The following is a 14,612-nucleotide window of genomic DNA, read 5'->3' as shown; positions in this document are numbered from 1 at the left end:
AAGATAGGAAAAATGCACAATGGCTTATCTATCCAAAGTCGCAACCAGTTTACTGGGGGCATGCGCGCTCCTCTTCATGCTATCGGTTCCTGGTTTCGCCGCCACCCATACACCCACCACCATGGCAACATACCACACTCCCAAACATGCAAGCTGGAAAATCAAAGAAGGCGCGTTTCTATGTATACTCACGGCAGCCAATCGCATAGTGCTGGCAAGCTATCCACAGGCGCAGTTCTATGAAGCGCAGGGAACACCGCAAAATGGCCGTGGAATAGTAGCTCAGGATGTCAATCAATGGCTGTTTGTGTTTAATAATCCGGCCACAATTCCAAATAGTACGATAAAGCTCCCATTCCAGGATGATCACTTTGGTGAGATCGAGTACATTCAAGGGCCGTTCGTGGAAGATCAAGTAATCAACCTCCCGCTACCAACAGGTCTGGACGAAGCGATTACGTTGTTGCGGCAGCATTATGATACCCCATTCAGCACTGTCACTGTACGATTTCCGTTAGCCCGCGAGAAAACGGAGCCGTACTACATCTTTGGGCTTCCCGATGTGCGCCTCTGGGTCTTCGTTGGCATTTACAGTCACAATGTCACTACGGCAGCGATGACTGCATAGCAAAGAAGTTTTAGCAGAATAGGGATGAGGCGGCCCCATGCAACATGGGACCGCTTCACCCCCTGTGTCTGACCACCTATGGACCGCTACCAGTTCGACATCTTCCAGCGGCCGCCGGGAAATCCAGTCAGTTCGTGGACACGATTCGTTGCATCCACAAATACGACCTGTTTGGTGCCGGACCAGTCCATACCTACCAGGCCGCTATCGCTGGCCAGCGGGATCACAGCCTGCTGTGTCAGGTCGTTTCCTTGCCAGCGATCGAATGGCGGCAGGGCCAGCTCCTGCACATGCTTGTTCTCATCGACATAGACCACGACGCGCATGTTTCCCTGCACCCAGTCGTAGGCGGACAGCGATTTGCCGGCGGCCAGGGGACGATTGGTGACGGTGGTGAGATCGCTGACAGACCATGCATTCACGGCCGTGCGCGAGAGCTCCTGGATGTTATGGCGACCATCGATATAGTCGATATGGATGCTGCCCGCGATGTGCCATTCGTAGGCCACGACGACGTTGCCGTTGGCCAGCGGCGCTCCAGCGGATTGCGTCAGGTCGCTATCCTGCCACTTGCCAGCGGCCGTGGAATAGAGCTCCTGCACGTGCCGGCTCTTGTCGACATATGTGATATGCTCGCTGTCATCCTTTGACCAGCTAAAGGCCGAGAGCGCGATCCCATTGGACAGCGGCGCATCGGTAGATTTTGTCAGGTCGGTCGTTTGCCACTGGAGGCCATCCGTACTCGACAACATTTGAATATGCTTCTGCTGATCAATATAGACGATATGCTGCGAACCGTCCGCGAGCGCGGTATAGCCAACCAGGATAACTCCGTCGGCCAGGGGAGCCTGCGCGCGCTGGGTCACGTCCAGCACCTGCCAGTGATCATCGGCGCCGGACCAGAGGACATGGATATGGCCCAGCACATCGATAAACGCGATCTGCTGCCGGTCGGCCTGGTTCCAGCTATAGGTGGTTAGCGCCTTGCCATTGCTCACAGCGGCGCGAGTGGCCAGGGTAAGATCATTCTGCTGCCAGCTAATACCATCCTTACTACTCAATTGCTGCACGTGGCTATTCGTATCTAGATAAACGGTCTGCATGGAGCCGTCACCGAGCTTCTGAGAGGCGGCGACGGCTCCGCCCTGAACGGGCAGCAGCTGCAAGGCTGGCGCGGTAAGGACACGGGCGCGGGTGGTCGTCGTAGCATGGGTGGTCAATGCGGGCTTGCTACCGCCGGCGGCATGGCCTGAATAGAGACCCAGATAGTAGAACGCTCCCCCACCACCCAGGAGCAGAATAACGGCCACCGCCAGCGGGAACGCCACACGCTGCGGCCGCGCGCGACGTCGCCGCGCCGTAATAGCCCATGATCGTTGTGTCATATATACGGGAGCCTCTTTCCTACGAGATTTCTTTTCTTTATATTTATAGGTAACAGGCCGGATACGACCGGGTACATACAGGATGGGGGGGTATCAAAACGGGGGCCGTGCTCTTCTATAGACCCCTGCCCCCCATCTTCAGAAGTAGTATCACGATTCCCGGCACTGATAGACGCTTTATCCAATATCAGTGTAGGCTCGGAATCGACATCGGTTGCAGCAGTCTGCTCTTCATGAGCAGTGGTGGTCGAAGACACAAATGGCGCCGATGGATATTTGCGCTGCCTGATAGCAGGCACTTCCTGCGTCTTCTCCGCATCCTCTTCACTTAGATTATCTGCCTGGGATTGCGCGGCCCACGCGTGGCCAGAAGAAGTATTATCTGCTGATTCCATACAGTTCTCTCCTGACAGTAGATGCGTTTCATTTATTATGTTTAGTTGTAAGCAGAAATGATATAGGATAAGGAAAAAAAACACCCGACAACCCTCCACCCCAGCAAAACCATGAGATCAATGAACAACGAACGATACAATTAGATGGTTTTATTCTTAACTATTGAAGCTATAATACTATACATCTTTGCATAACAATATTACAATATATTTTTCCTGAAAAGGCCAGTTTTTTTGGTGATTTTTCTCCGTCACAGTAAAATTTACTTAGATTTAACAACGATATGACTACAGTGAAATACACAGATTTATGGTTCTTGCTTCATATTTATTCCCGCCTGCTAGCAACTATGTGCTATACTCCTCAAAAGACATTTCACTCACTGCTCCATGGTAAAGGACGACCTTCGTTTTATGACAACAGAGATTCAAGAACAGGGATATATCCGACACGATAGTGTACTGGTGCCGGCGGAAGAGATCCGGCTGGCATGGCATAGTGTGTATGGCATAACGCTGTTGCGCGGCATCCTGGCTCATGAGGCGGGACTGGCGGTGATGCGCCTGCTCCAGGAGTTACAGGCGAGCAAGCCAGATCCGGTGGCGGCGGCCGAGGCGTACAGCGGGGCTTTTTATCAATTGCTGGGATCCCTCCACCAGGATGGTGGCTCGCCGCTGACGGATGCGTGGCAGGCCTACCTTATTCATCGCCTGATCGATGATAGCAATCTGTGGAGTGCCACAGTCGAGGCCCATGGGAGTCCACATATCTCGCCCGCGCTACGCGCCCAGGCGCAGCGGGACCTGCGCGCCCTGCAGCGCCTCTTTCGACTGGATGCCCAATTTATCTGGGAACAGACGCGCGCGCTAGTGGCCCCGGCCATGCCGGCGCTAGATGAGGCCTGGGTCCCCTGGCAGCACCTCCAGCCGCCAACCGAGATCGATCAGCAGCAGGCGCGCCAAGAGCTGATCCAGACGATCGCGGCGTGTCCCAACTGGGAAGAACTGGTAGGACCACTGGAGCGCTACTGGTCTCGCTATGGCACCGGCAAGCTGGCGCGCTACCATGTGTTGCGCTGGGACGGCACCGGCAAGGTGATCAGCGGCATCCAGCATCCCGATCTGATACGGCTGAGTGGCTTAATCGGACATGAGCGGCAGCAAGCGCGCATCGTAGCCAATGTCGAGCGCTTCCTGGCCGGGCTCCCCGCGCACAACATGCTCTTATATGGACCGCCGGGAACCGGCAAATCCTCGACCATCAAGGCCATCGCCAATACCTACGCCGATCAAGGTCTGTGCCTGCTCGAGGTGGGCAAGGAGTATACCAGTGATCTGCCACAGGTCGTGGCCGCCCTGCGTGGCCGGGCCCCCCACTACCTGCTCTTCATCGATGACCTCTCGTTTGAGGAGCACGATACCAGCTATAAGAATCTGAAAGTATTGCTGGAGGGGACCGCCGAGGCGCGACCGGCGAACGTGCTGATCTGCGCCACCTCGAACCGCATGAACCTGGTCAAAGAAAACTTTGGGGAGCGCGGCAAGCCGACCGAGGACGTCAACTGGCGCGACACCATGGACGAGAAGCAGTCGCTGGCCCATCGCTTCGGGCTGCGCATCAGCTTCTTCACGCCTGATCAGCTACAGTATCTGCACATCGTACGTTCCCTGGTCCAGCAGCGCCAGCTAACCATCGCGGACGAGGAGTTGCAGGCGCGCGCGCTCCAATGGGAGAGGCAGCACGCTGGACGCTCCGGCCGCAGCGCCCGCCAGTTCGTCGATGATCTCGAGGCCGAAATAAAATACCAACCACCAACACCATAACATCCGCCCACTGCGGATGTTATGGTGTTAGTGGTATGGGGACACCCCAAACCCCGGCAGGAGGGGCTCACCGCCCCTCCTGCACCTCCCCGCTTTATGGGGTTGATGGTATTGGGGACATCCCAAACCCCGGCAGGAGGGGCTCACCGCCCCTCCTGCACCTCCCCGCTTTATGGGGTTGATGGTATTGGGGACACCCCAAACCCCGGCAGGAGGGGCTCGCCGCCCCTCTGCACCTCCCCCGCTTTATACCTTACTCATCAGGCCATTGTGTAGTGGTGCAACAGGGCGCGGATGCGCCCCTGTTGCACCACTACACAAAACCAGTGCGGCCGCGCAGCGGACGCCCGTGCAGGGGCACTCACGTGCCCCCGGAGGGATACATTTATGATGTGGGCCGCTGCCCGTAGGCGACGTAAAAATTAGAGTAGCTGCGGTATTGTTCGAACTCTTTGAAGATCGTCCCGGTCATGCGGTCGTACTCTTCGGGCGAGATGCCGGCGTACGCGCTTACCAGGGAACGGGTGGCTTTGATGACGGCCATCATATCCTGCAGCATCATGCTGCCTATGTGGCCACCCCAGCGCCCCAGCGGGATTGAGACCTTCTGCATCGAGACATTGACCAGGCCCATCTGCTGCATCTGCAGACCCAGCCGCTGTGGATACGAAGGATCGACGCCTCTGCGCACCGATATCTCGTGTACCCATTGCCCTAAACGCGCCGTCTGGGGCCCCAGACGGCGACAGATCAGGTCTGATTCGACCAGTTCGATCCAACCGCCCGGCCGGGTGACGCGAATCAGGTTCTGTAGCAAAGGCGGCCACGCCGTAGCCTGCAGACCCAGGATCAGCAATCGCTGATGCACAAAGTCAAACGAGTCGTGCACAAAAGGGAGTCCCTGTGCGACATTCCCCTGCTTGAACATGCATTGCCTGGGAAAGTTCAGGTTCGACTTAAGGGACTGGGGCGTCACCATATCGATCCCGACGAGGCTGGCCTGGGGAAACGTCTGGGCCATCTCATACATCCAGCGCCCTGTCCCACACGCGACATCCAGAATATTCTGTGGCTGCTTGACGGGCGCCAGGTGGTTTCCCTTGAAGGCGTAACGCAACAAATAATGTTGAAAATCGAGCCGCTGGATCTCCCCCAGATCTTTGGGCAACATATATGCAACATTGGAGACGCGCAGCCGCCCATCATCCCAGTGAAAATTGGGCTCGTCATTCGCTAGAATCGCAGGCTCATCCTTCTGCTTTTTATGGCTGGATCTTTGATCGAACTGCTTCATTTACAATCTATCTCCTGGCCTGATGTATTTCACCCTTCTTATAAGTCTATGCATTACTCCAACTTAAAGTCAAGCCAGATCATCTCCGACTAAAAGTACATAAGTTTGCTCAGGTATGGCGGTCTGGCCCTGGAAATTTATAGAGTATTTTTTGAAAAACCTGCCTGTTCAGTCCAATATCTTATACGCAAAGCGTAACATGCGCTCTTGCGATGTGACGCGATCGTCCGCCGAGGTAAAGCCGTGGCCCGAGTCAAACCAGATAACCTCGATCTGCTTGCCGCGTGCGCGCAGCATTTCTTCATAGACCTCTATCTGGCGCGCGGGACAGCGCGTATCGTTACGTCCCTGGAAGAGCTGAACAGGAGCGGTTACACGCGAGGCGTAGGTGCTGGGTGAGCTTTTCCTGTATTGCTCCAGCTTTTCGTCAGGAGTGCCCCCAAAGAGGCTCGCGATAAAGCCTTTATGCTTATCCGATGAGTATTCATATTGTAACAAACGATCGGTGACGGCGATGCCGCCCATTCCTGCGGCCCAGAGAGCTGGATACTTTCCCAGCGCCATCAGGGTAAGATAGCCTCCATACGATCGGCCAGTCAGCAGCACCTGATCAGGCAGAGCAATGCCCTGGTCGACCAGCCACTGGCGAGCTGCGACCATATCCTCAACCTCTAGATCGCCTGGATTGCCCCAGATCTGCTCGGCAAACTGCTTGCCAAAGGTGGTCGAACCACGATAATTAATCGAGGCAAAGGCAAAGCCATGGTCCACCCAGGCCTGGCACACGGCATCGAAGCGCTCAACGGTGACGGTCTGAGGTCCACCATGCGTTTCCAGGATGGTGGGAAACGGCCCCTCGCCCTCTGGAACACAGAGCCAGCCCTGGATCTCTTGTCCATCGGTGGACGGGAAGGTAAACGATCGCCAGGGGCGCCCTGCCGGAACGGCATCAGACGGGATCAGCGTGCGTCTCAGATTTCCGGTCTCCCCATCTAGCTCAACGATACTGGTCGCCTGCGTTGCATTCTGCCAGGTGGCTATGATGCTATCATCGGGTCCAAACTGCATCTTCGTGTACGTGCCGCTCGGATGCTGGAGCGCACGCATCTCTCCACCTTCCAGGTCATAGATATAGAGATGCTGCACCGCGCTTTTGAACTGGCAGAGCAGGAGCCGCTTTCCATCCGCGGACCAGTCCAACGGCTTGATGTCGCCCTCTACATCATCCAGCAATAGTTGATGACGCTCTCCGGTGCGGGGATTCCAGAGCAGCGGACGCATATGCCCGCTACGATCGCTGGTCGCCAGCACACGTACATCTCCGGCCAGCGGTGAAGCAGCAAACAGGTCCAGGCTGGCATCCGCACCATCCTCTAACTCCCCCAGGCACTCGCCGCTGCTGACGTCAAAGGCCTTAAGCGTATACTGGAGCTTTCCTGTATGCTCCGTAACAGCCAGGACGGCGACGTCTCCATCGTACGAGAGTACGGGACTGATAGCCAGCCGGGAGTTGCTGTACAGCAAACGCGGCTCCCCAGTGGTGGTTTCATTTCTCACGTCAATGCAATACAAGTGGAAGGCGTTCGAATGCGCCACCACCCCGCCCAGCACGCCACTCGATCCACTGATCGTCAATCCGTAGAGATCAGACTCCTGCGATACCACGTATGGCGGCAGGTCCGGCGTCAGATCAACCGGGTCCCCACCTTCGTAGGGGATGCGCACCACATGCCCCGTCTCATTTCCCGCCTGATCATCCAGATAATACAGGTACTTCCCATCAGTAGAAAGCACCACCTGAAACAGGCCCGCTGGTCGATGCGTCAGCTGCGTAAGCTCATTCGTAGCTACGTCCCAGGCAAATATCTGAAAAATATGCTTTACTTTATTCGTGATCACAATTCCCCGCGCCACATTCTCCCGCGCCACATGGGCGCCAAACAATACAGCGGCATGAAACCGCTGGCGCCAGGGGGCCGCGGCATCAAGCAGTGGTTTTTTAAGCATACTGTTCTCCGTGATCTATCATTTGCACATCATAAAAATCTATCTCATCTTACCACTATCGCAGCGGGTGCCCCAGGCAGGCAGTTATGGGCGAGGGAGTCTTCATACGTGGGAGACATGTATTACGCGTCAAAATGTGCTATTTTAAGGATAAGAACATCATCAATAAATTGTGAAGGATAGCGAGATGAGTCAAACATCAGTATTAACGGTGGGCATCCTTATTTTTAATGAGGTCGAGGTATTGGACTTCTGTGGTCCCTTTGAGGTTTTCTCGGTGGCGAGGCTGGCTGGTCAACACAGCGATGCGCAGCAACTCTTCCGGGCCGTCACCATCGCAGAGACGGACGACATCGTCACCTGCCGGGGCGACCTGCTGGTCAAGCCTCATGCCACCATCGAACACCATCCCCCACTGGATATCCTGGTCGTTCCGGGTGGACAGGGAACGCGCAAAGAGATGCACAACCAGCGCCTGGTCGATTGGATCAAGCAGCAGGATCAGCGCACGCAACTGACGACCAGCGTCTGCACGGGCGCCTTTCTGCTGGCCGAGGGCGGCCTGCTGAGCGAACACCGCGCCACTACCCACTGGGGCAGCATCCAATGGATGCGCGACACCTATCCCCAGATTTCAATCCTCGATGACGTACGCGTGGTTGACGAGGGGCGCATCATCACTTCCGCAGGCATTTCAGCCGGCATCGACATGAGCCTGCATGTAGTGGAACGCCTGTACGGTCGCGAAGCTGCCGCGTGGACTGCGCGCCGCATGGAATACGATTGGCGCGCCTAAAATCGATCACCCATCGTAGGTTCGGCCCTTTTATTGTTGCGTTCGTTATGTTGAATGTATTGAAGCGTCAATCAAGATATTCCAAACATAATAGGTTGACATCAGATAATGATGATGTTATTTTAAGTGAGCAACTATCTTAAATGGCTTAGATTTTAGAGCATGAGGAAAGGAACGAGATGGCTGGTGCGACGGCAAAGTTCACCCGAGGGTGGAACTTCTATACTCGCGGAAGCATTGTTAAAGCGCTTCGTGTCGCCCAGGGCCTTACCATGCCTTTTTTGGGATCAGATTCTGATACGAAGCCTGATCTAACGTAGCCGAACGTCAAATCGACGAGCCGTGGGTGATACATATCGATCGCGCCCACGGCTTTTTTGCGTCCATTTTCAGAGACAGGAGGCCGCCGGGCTGCGGATACGTATGCATCGCTCACGGCTTTTTTATATGTCGTCTCACCAAAGATAATTGAGAATGGAGCTTTTCAACCCATGATCTCTGATACACGTCACAATAACACCGATACGCCGCCATCGCTCTGGCGCAATCCCAGCTATCTCCTCCTGCAGAGCGGTCAGATCGTTTCTTATGCCGGCAATCAGCAACAGTTTATCGCGCTACCGCTGCTGGTGCTGGCACTGACGAGATCGACCGTGCAGACAGGTATTGTCCTCGGCCTGAACACCATCTCCTTCCTCGTGGTTAGCCCGTTGGCGGGCGCGCTCGTAGACCGCTGGGATCGCAAGCGGACCATGCTGGTCTGCGATACGGGGCGCATGCTGCTGACGCTGACCATACCGGTGGCCTTCTGGCTTCATGCCTTAAGCATGCTGCAAATCTATCTGGTGGTGATCGGCGCGGGCATCCTGGGGACCCTCTTCAGCGTTGCCAATACGGCCGCGCTCCCCAATGTGGTCACGCGCGATCAACTGCCGGCCGCGCTCGCGCAATCGCAGGCCGCCTATACCTGCATTCGCACCTTTGGCTCGCTGCTGGGCGGCGCCCTCTACAGCATAGGCAAGGTTTTTCCCTTCCTGGCCAACGCCGTCTCCTTTGGCGTCTCCGCGCTCTCGCTGGGCTTCATTCACGGCAACTTCCAGGGCGAACAAACAGGTGCGCGCCAATCCCTGACCAAAACGATCGGTGAAGGCTTCTCCTGGCTCTGGCGGCAGCCACTGATACGCTTCCTCACCATCATCAACGGGGCCGACAGCCTGCGCTATGGAGCTGGCTACCTGGTCATCGTGGTCCTGGCGCAGCAGCTGCATACCACGGCCAGTGGCATCGGCTTCATCTTCACCGGGGCGGCCATCGGGGCGCTCAGCGGCAACTTGGCCAGCAACTGGATACGCAGACGCCTCCCCTTCGGCAAGATCGCCATCAGCATGCTCTGGCTCGAAGCCCTGATGTTCCCGCTCTACGCGGTCGCGCCCAACGCGCTCGCCATGTTCTTTATCGCAGCCGCCGAAGAGCTGGTGGCTCCCATCTACAACATCTCGCTCGACACCTACCGCCTGATGAGTACGCCCGACGCCATGCGTGGTCGCATGAGCAGCACGGTCCAGATGATCATCCAGGGGGCCCAATCGATCGGCGCCATCGCCAGCGGCCTGCTCATTCAATCCCTGGGAGCAAAGGGGAGCGCCCTCCTGCTCGGTGCCTGGCTGGTCTTGCTGGCCGTAGCCACTACCCTCAACCGCCGCGTCCGACACGCCACCATGCCGACCGACCAGTAAATAAAAGTTTGAAAAGAGGTTACCACGCGTGGCAATCTCTTTTCAAACTTTTATCTCCTATTTTCTCTTTGTCCATTTGCATCTCGAATAGCTTGTATATACACATTCGTTAGTATATACTTTAAGTTATATAGACCACTATACATTTAGATAGAGGTCTACCAACTACTATTTCATGGCATATCGGAAAGGAACTCTGTAGCATGGACAAGGATGTAGTAGCCGCTGATGGATCACACAACGAAGGTGTGAAGCGACGCACAGTGCTCAAGCTTGGTGTTGGTGTCGCCACCGCGATAGCGATGGGCGGGACCGAGGTCTGGAGCCTGGTACACGATCCCAAAGCGGCCCATGCGGCGATCCACGGGACGCCTTCGATTATCGGCTGCGATACCTGGGGCGCTCGTCCACCCTCCCAGCCGGTGACGGTGCTCAACATCAAGAGTAAAGAGATCATCATCCACCACACCGAATTCCCCAACACGACCGACTACTCGCTGCAGCAGGCATACAAGCTGGCGCACGAGATCCAGGATCTGCACATGGACACCAACGGCTGGATCGATACGGGTCAGCACTTCACGGTGACCCGTGGCGGCTATATTCTGGAGGGACGCCATCGCAGCCTGGAGGCTCTACAGAACGGCAACGAGCACATCGTCAGCGCGCACTGTCCCGGCATGAACTCCGAGGCCATCGGCATTGAGAACGAGGGCACCTATTTTACCGAGACGCCGCCCGACGCGCTGCTGGACTCGCTCGAAGATCTATGCGTGTACATCTGCCAACAATATGACCTCAACGCCAACAATATTTTCGGCCACTGGGACTTCAGGGACACCGACTGTCCCGGCATCAAATTCTACTCGATGCTGCCCGCGTTCCGCCGGCGCGTCGCCTGGCGCCTGAAGCAGCTCCAGAGCATCCCTGAGCGCACCTGGCCCGATCAGCGCAAACTCACCAGCGGTATCGTGGTCCAGACCATCCAGCAGCTGCTGAACAACAAAGGCTATACCCTCAACGTCAGCAGTTACTTCGATGCCGACACCGACACGGTCGTGCGCCAGTTCCAGGCCGACCACCAGATTCCAGTCGATGGCCACGTCAACAACCAGACCTGGGAAGCGCTGGTTACGCCCCTGCATTATGGTAGCAGTGGCGCGCCCGTAAACGCCCTGCAGAGCCTGCTCAAGCGCAACGGCTACGATGTGGTGGTCAACGGCACCTTCGATCAGGCCACCATCAAAGCCGTGCGCAAGCTCCAACTGATGCACTTCATCCTGCCCCTGGGCAGCGTCGATCTCAACACCTGGTGCGTCGCCGTCGGCGGCAACCTGCGCCGCGAGTTTATCTAAACATTCGCTTAACCCTCGCAGCTAGAACATGACAGGAGAAAGAAACCAGCATGGTATTCCTCCTCCTGTCCTACCCTCTCTCATAGCCGCCACTTCTTGAATAATGATATACTGCACTACACGTATATTTGTTCTATATAACCAACAATCCAGGCATTTACTATCTATCACCCACAACATAAGATCTGGAGAAAAAATATGGAAAACGCATTCCAGGATCCGAGCGCTATCACGCTGGCATCATTTACCGCACCATCTCCTTACCTGGAGGATGCCGTCCAGGTCTACCTCGCGACCTGGCCGGGTGATCTGGAAAAGGTTCGCGCCTTCGTCGCCCGTTACGCAACATATCCTGATTTTCGCGGACAGGTCGCGTTGGTCCAGAACAGGGTAATCGGTATGGGATTTGGTCACCGCTCGCAGGCTGGAAACTGGTGGCACGATCGCGTCGCCACGCGCCTGGGCGGTGAGCATCCCGCGCTCCAGGATGCCTGGGTGCTCGTTGAGCTGGCGGTGCTACATGAGTATCGCAGCCGGGGCGTTGGCCACGCCCTCCACCAGACACTATTGCGGAACCAGCCCTGTCCGCGCACCCTCCTCTCAACCGAGGTCAGCAACACAGGCGCGCGCCGCTTCTATGAAAGGCTGGGCTGGGATTATGTGCTCACCAACTTCCAATTCAGTGAAGGTGACCAGCCCTTCGTGGTAATGTCTCGCCCCGCCTCCTGACTTCCGCCGCGACCCAAAGCATGCCTGACAAAATAGTCCCAGAGACACAAAACATGCACCTGCTTTATCTGGCTGAATCGTCCTGATATATATAAGAAAGACATATCGGCATGCCTCCAGGCAAGCAAGCATATAGACAGGTAGAAACAGGAAAGAGCCATGACAGCGACATCGATCATCCCCAGCCTCCATCTGACCAGCGTTTACGAACTGCTCATCGACACCTATGGTGAGATGCATAATGATCCTGATTACGATCCTATGGGTGGGCTGGTCGGCACCATCCTCTCGCAGCACACCTCCGATATCAACTCGGGCCGCGCCTATCGCCAGCTCATCCAGGCATTCCCGAGCTGGGAGGAGGTACGCGACGTCCCCACGCACATGCTGGCCGAGGCGATCCGCTGCGGCGGCCTCGCCAACGTCAAAGCGCAGCGCATCCAGGACGTGTTGAATACACTGACAACCCAGCAAAAAGAGAGCGGTGGCAACAAATCCCTCCCTGAATATCTCTACGGCGAGATCGAAAAGCGCTCGCCCGAAGAGGCCTGGCGCTACCTGCGCACCCTTCCCGGCGTGGGACCCAAAACCGCTGCCTGCGTCATGCTCTTCGATATGAATCGTGCGATCATGCCAGTTGACACCCATGTCCATCGTGTCAGCAAGCGTCTAGGCCTGATTGGTCCGAAGGTCAGCGCCGACCAGGCCCACACCGTGTTTGCGAAGATCGCGCCGCCCGACTGGGTTTACGGCCTGCACGTCGGCATGATCCGTCACGGCCGGCAAGTGTGCCACTCCCAAAAACCAAAGTGCGGCCAGTGTCCGCTCTACGCGCAGTGTGCCTACGTCGGCAGCGTCAATCCACAGGAGACAGAGATTTCTTAATTGGAATGGTGGCATTCTGCCATTCCACGAGATCATATCCCATCTCTTGTGCGATGACAGAATGCCTTCTACACTTTTACTACATATGAGTTGTGAGGCTTCACCAATCCCTGCGAACCGGAGATAGGCGATTTCGTTAAAGCGACCCCCGAGTACACATTAGCTGCCGCTCTGCACACCTTGCCTGCTGCCAATCAGAGGTATATACCTTACCTCGCCACTATGCGGCGCATTTCCCCTCCGCGTTTGGGAACTACTGAATTCTCTTTTCCACCGCGGTTCTCCATTCCTCACCAGAGAAAGGGGAACCTGTCCCCCCGAGGCGGTATAGCGCTCCCTCTGCTCACGCAGGGCGAGGCCCTGCTTGATGCGGCGCGCGACATCACGCGTGTAGTCGGCAGGCGCAACATGTTCTTCCAGGAGCAGGTCCTTGGTGTACTGATAGAGTTGGAGGGCCTCTCGCCTTCTCCCCTGTTGCGCCAGGAGGGCCATCAGCCTGCACAGGGCATCTTCGTCGGTCGGATCCTCCTCGAGGACTGCGAAGAGCCACTCTTCTGCTAGGGAGGCCTGCCCTCCCTTCAGGTAGAGATCTACCAGCTTAAAGAGCGCGCGGTGCCTCGCCCCGTTGATCGTATGTCTGCGGCCCTGAGCCCATTCGGCATACAGGTCGTCCTCGAGGAATTCCCCTCTGGCAAGGGCCAGCGCATCCTCTAGCAGGGGGATCGGGTTCCGCCCCTGGTGCTCGGCCCGCATCGCTTTCGATGCTTGAGAGAGGAACGCGTCAGCATCAACCCAGAGGCGGTTTTGATCGGGCAGCTTGAAGAGCGTTTCGCCTCCTCCGCGTAAGGTGATGAGCATTTCCCCGATCTCCCCGTGATGCAAAATATGCCTGCGGAGTACGGAGGCGGCCGAGTCGAGCGCGTGTGCGGCGTTGATCGCCTCATAGTCCGGCCAAATTGCCTTGATGATTTCGCTGCGGGGTGACCGACGCTGTGGACTGCAGAGCAACACCTTCAGCAGAGCCATTGCCGGTCCGCGGTTCCCCCACTCGCTTCGCGCCACGCGCACGTAACGAGGAGGGCCCTCCCCCTCGTGCGAAGGAGCGGGTATAAGCCGCTCGAGCGTGAACTCACCGAGCGTGGTGATCCGTACCGGCGGGTACTCCGCGCGTCTGAACTCGTCAGCATCATGTACTATCCGCATATATCCTCCTGCTCTATCCGGATCTCGGTGGCCCATGAGAAATCTGCCACTCTAAGGAGTGAGGAGTGGGTTCATTCATCTCCCCCAATACCGCTCCCCCCAAAGTATAGCAGAGGGGCCAGTTCCGCTATGAGGATGTCGGGATGTTTCGTGAGCAATCCGTGAAAAGGTCCCCTTTCGCCATCCCCTCCCTGCCTATTCTTCCCGGGCCACAGAAGGATGGAAATGGTGATCATCCACCCGCCTCAGCGCGGCCCACGGCCCTTCCCATCCAATACCGTGAGGATGCAGTGAGATGGCCTTGCCTCACGGTGAATGATCACGGGTAAATGATGAGGGGGGCATGTTATCGTGGTTGTGGAGGCCCGGGGTGAG

General features: G+C 56.6%; 12 protein-coding genes. 7 read left to right on the top strand and 5 right to left on the bottom strand.

Translation table 11 applies throughout. The features are described from left to right. The first annotated feature begins 19 nt into the window (after nucleotides 1-19). On the top strand, nucleotides 20-628 hold the full coding sequence (locus AABA21_RS34085; RefSeq protein WP_338257151.1) for a hypothetical protein: 609 nt from the start codon (nucleotides 20-22) through the stop codon (nucleotides 626-628). Nucleotides 629-714: 86 nt separating this feature from the next. On the opposite strand, the gene AABA21_RS34080 is transcribed toward AABA21_RS34085, so the two are convergent. Next, nucleotides 715-2,013 (bottom strand): hypothetical protein, encoded by a 1,299-nt coding sequence (locus AABA21_RS34080; RefSeq protein WP_338257150.1) that lies wholly within the window; start codon nucleotides 2,011-2,013, stop codon nucleotides 715-717. Continuing rightward, nucleotides 2,010-2,408: a hypothetical protein gene (locus AABA21_RS34075; protein ID WP_338257149.1), complete on the bottom strand. Its 399-nt coding sequence runs from the start codon at nucleotides 2,406-2,408 to the stop codon at nucleotides 2,010-2,012. Before AABA21_RS34075 ends, AABA21_RS34080 begins: the two co-directional genes overlap by 4 nt. Nucleotides 2,409-2,822: 414 nt before the next feature. Between AABA21_RS34075 and AABA21_RS34070 the strand changes: the two genes are divergently transcribed. After that, nucleotides 2,823-4,232 (top strand): ATP-binding protein, encoded by a 1,410-nt coding sequence (locus tag AABA21_RS34070; RefSeq protein ID WP_338257148.1) that lies wholly within the window; start codon nucleotides 2,823-2,825, stop codon nucleotides 4,230-4,232. Nucleotides 4,233-4,617: 385 nt separating this feature from the next. Here the strand turns inward: AABA21_RS34070 and AABA21_RS34065 are convergent, their stop codons facing one another. Together AABA21_RS34065 and AABA21_RS34060 are read right to left on the bottom strand one after the other, a co-directional pair. After that, nucleotides 4,618-5,526 (bottom strand): class I SAM-dependent methyltransferase, encoded by a 909-nt coding sequence (locus AABA21_RS34065; RefSeq protein ID WP_338257146.1) that lies wholly within the window; start codon nucleotides 5,524-5,526, stop codon nucleotides 4,618-4,620. 168 nt (nucleotides 5,527-5,694) lie between these two features. After that, on the bottom strand, nucleotides 5,695-7,533 hold the full coding sequence (locus tag AABA21_RS34060) for a S9 family peptidase (protein WP_338257145.1): 1,839 nt from the start codon (nucleotides 7,531-7,533) through the stop codon (nucleotides 5,695-5,697). A 187-nt stretch (nucleotides 7,534-7,720) separates the two neighbouring features. On the opposite strand from AABA21_RS34060, the gene AABA21_RS34055 reads away from it, so the two are divergent. The 5 genes from AABA21_RS34055 (at nucleotide 7,721) to AABA21_RS34035 (ending at nucleotide 13,034) form a co-directional block, all read left to right on the top strand. Further along, nucleotides 7,721-8,329, top strand: a complete 609-nt coding sequence (locus AABA21_RS34055; protein WP_338257143.1) for a DJ-1/PfpI family protein — start codon at nucleotides 7,721-7,723, stop codon at nucleotides 8,327-8,329. A 491-nt stretch (nucleotides 8,330-8,820) separates the two neighbouring features. After that, nucleotides 8,821-10,065 (top strand): MFS transporter, encoded by a 1,245-nt coding sequence (locus AABA21_RS34050; protein ID WP_338257142.1) that lies wholly within the window; start codon nucleotides 8,821-8,823, stop codon nucleotides 10,063-10,065. A 203-nt stretch (nucleotides 10,066-10,268) separates the two neighbouring features. Beyond that, nucleotides 10,269-11,420: a peptidoglycan recognition protein family protein gene (locus tag AABA21_RS34045; RefSeq protein ID WP_338257140.1), complete on the top strand. Its 1,152-nt coding sequence runs from the start codon at nucleotides 10,269-10,271 to the stop codon at nucleotides 11,418-11,420. A gap of 198 nt (nucleotides 11,421-11,618) precedes the next feature. Continuing rightward, nucleotides 11,619-12,149: a GNAT family N-acetyltransferase gene (locus AABA21_RS34040; RefSeq protein ID WP_338257138.1), complete on the top strand. Its 531-nt coding sequence runs from the start codon at nucleotides 11,619-11,621 to the stop codon at nucleotides 12,147-12,149. Nucleotides 12,150-12,308: 159 nt separating this feature from the next. Beyond that, nucleotides 12,309-13,034, top strand: a complete 726-nt coding sequence (locus tag AABA21_RS34035) for an endonuclease III domain-containing protein (RefSeq protein WP_338257137.1) — start codon at nucleotides 12,309-12,311, stop codon at nucleotides 13,032-13,034. Nucleotides 13,035-13,193: 159 nt separating this feature from the next. Here AABA21_RS34035 and AABA21_RS34030 read toward each other — a convergent pair whose 3' ends face one another. After that, nucleotides 13,194-14,237 (bottom strand): AfsR/SARP family transcriptional regulator, encoded by a 1,044-nt coding sequence (locus AABA21_RS34030; protein WP_338257136.1) that lies wholly within the window; start codon nucleotides 14,235-14,237, stop codon nucleotides 13,194-13,196. Nucleotides 14,238-14,612: the final 375 nt, after the last annotated feature.

This window comes from Dictyobacter halimunensis (genome assembly GCF_036245075.1).
This window is presented reverse-complemented; position numbering and strand designations above follow the sequence as displayed.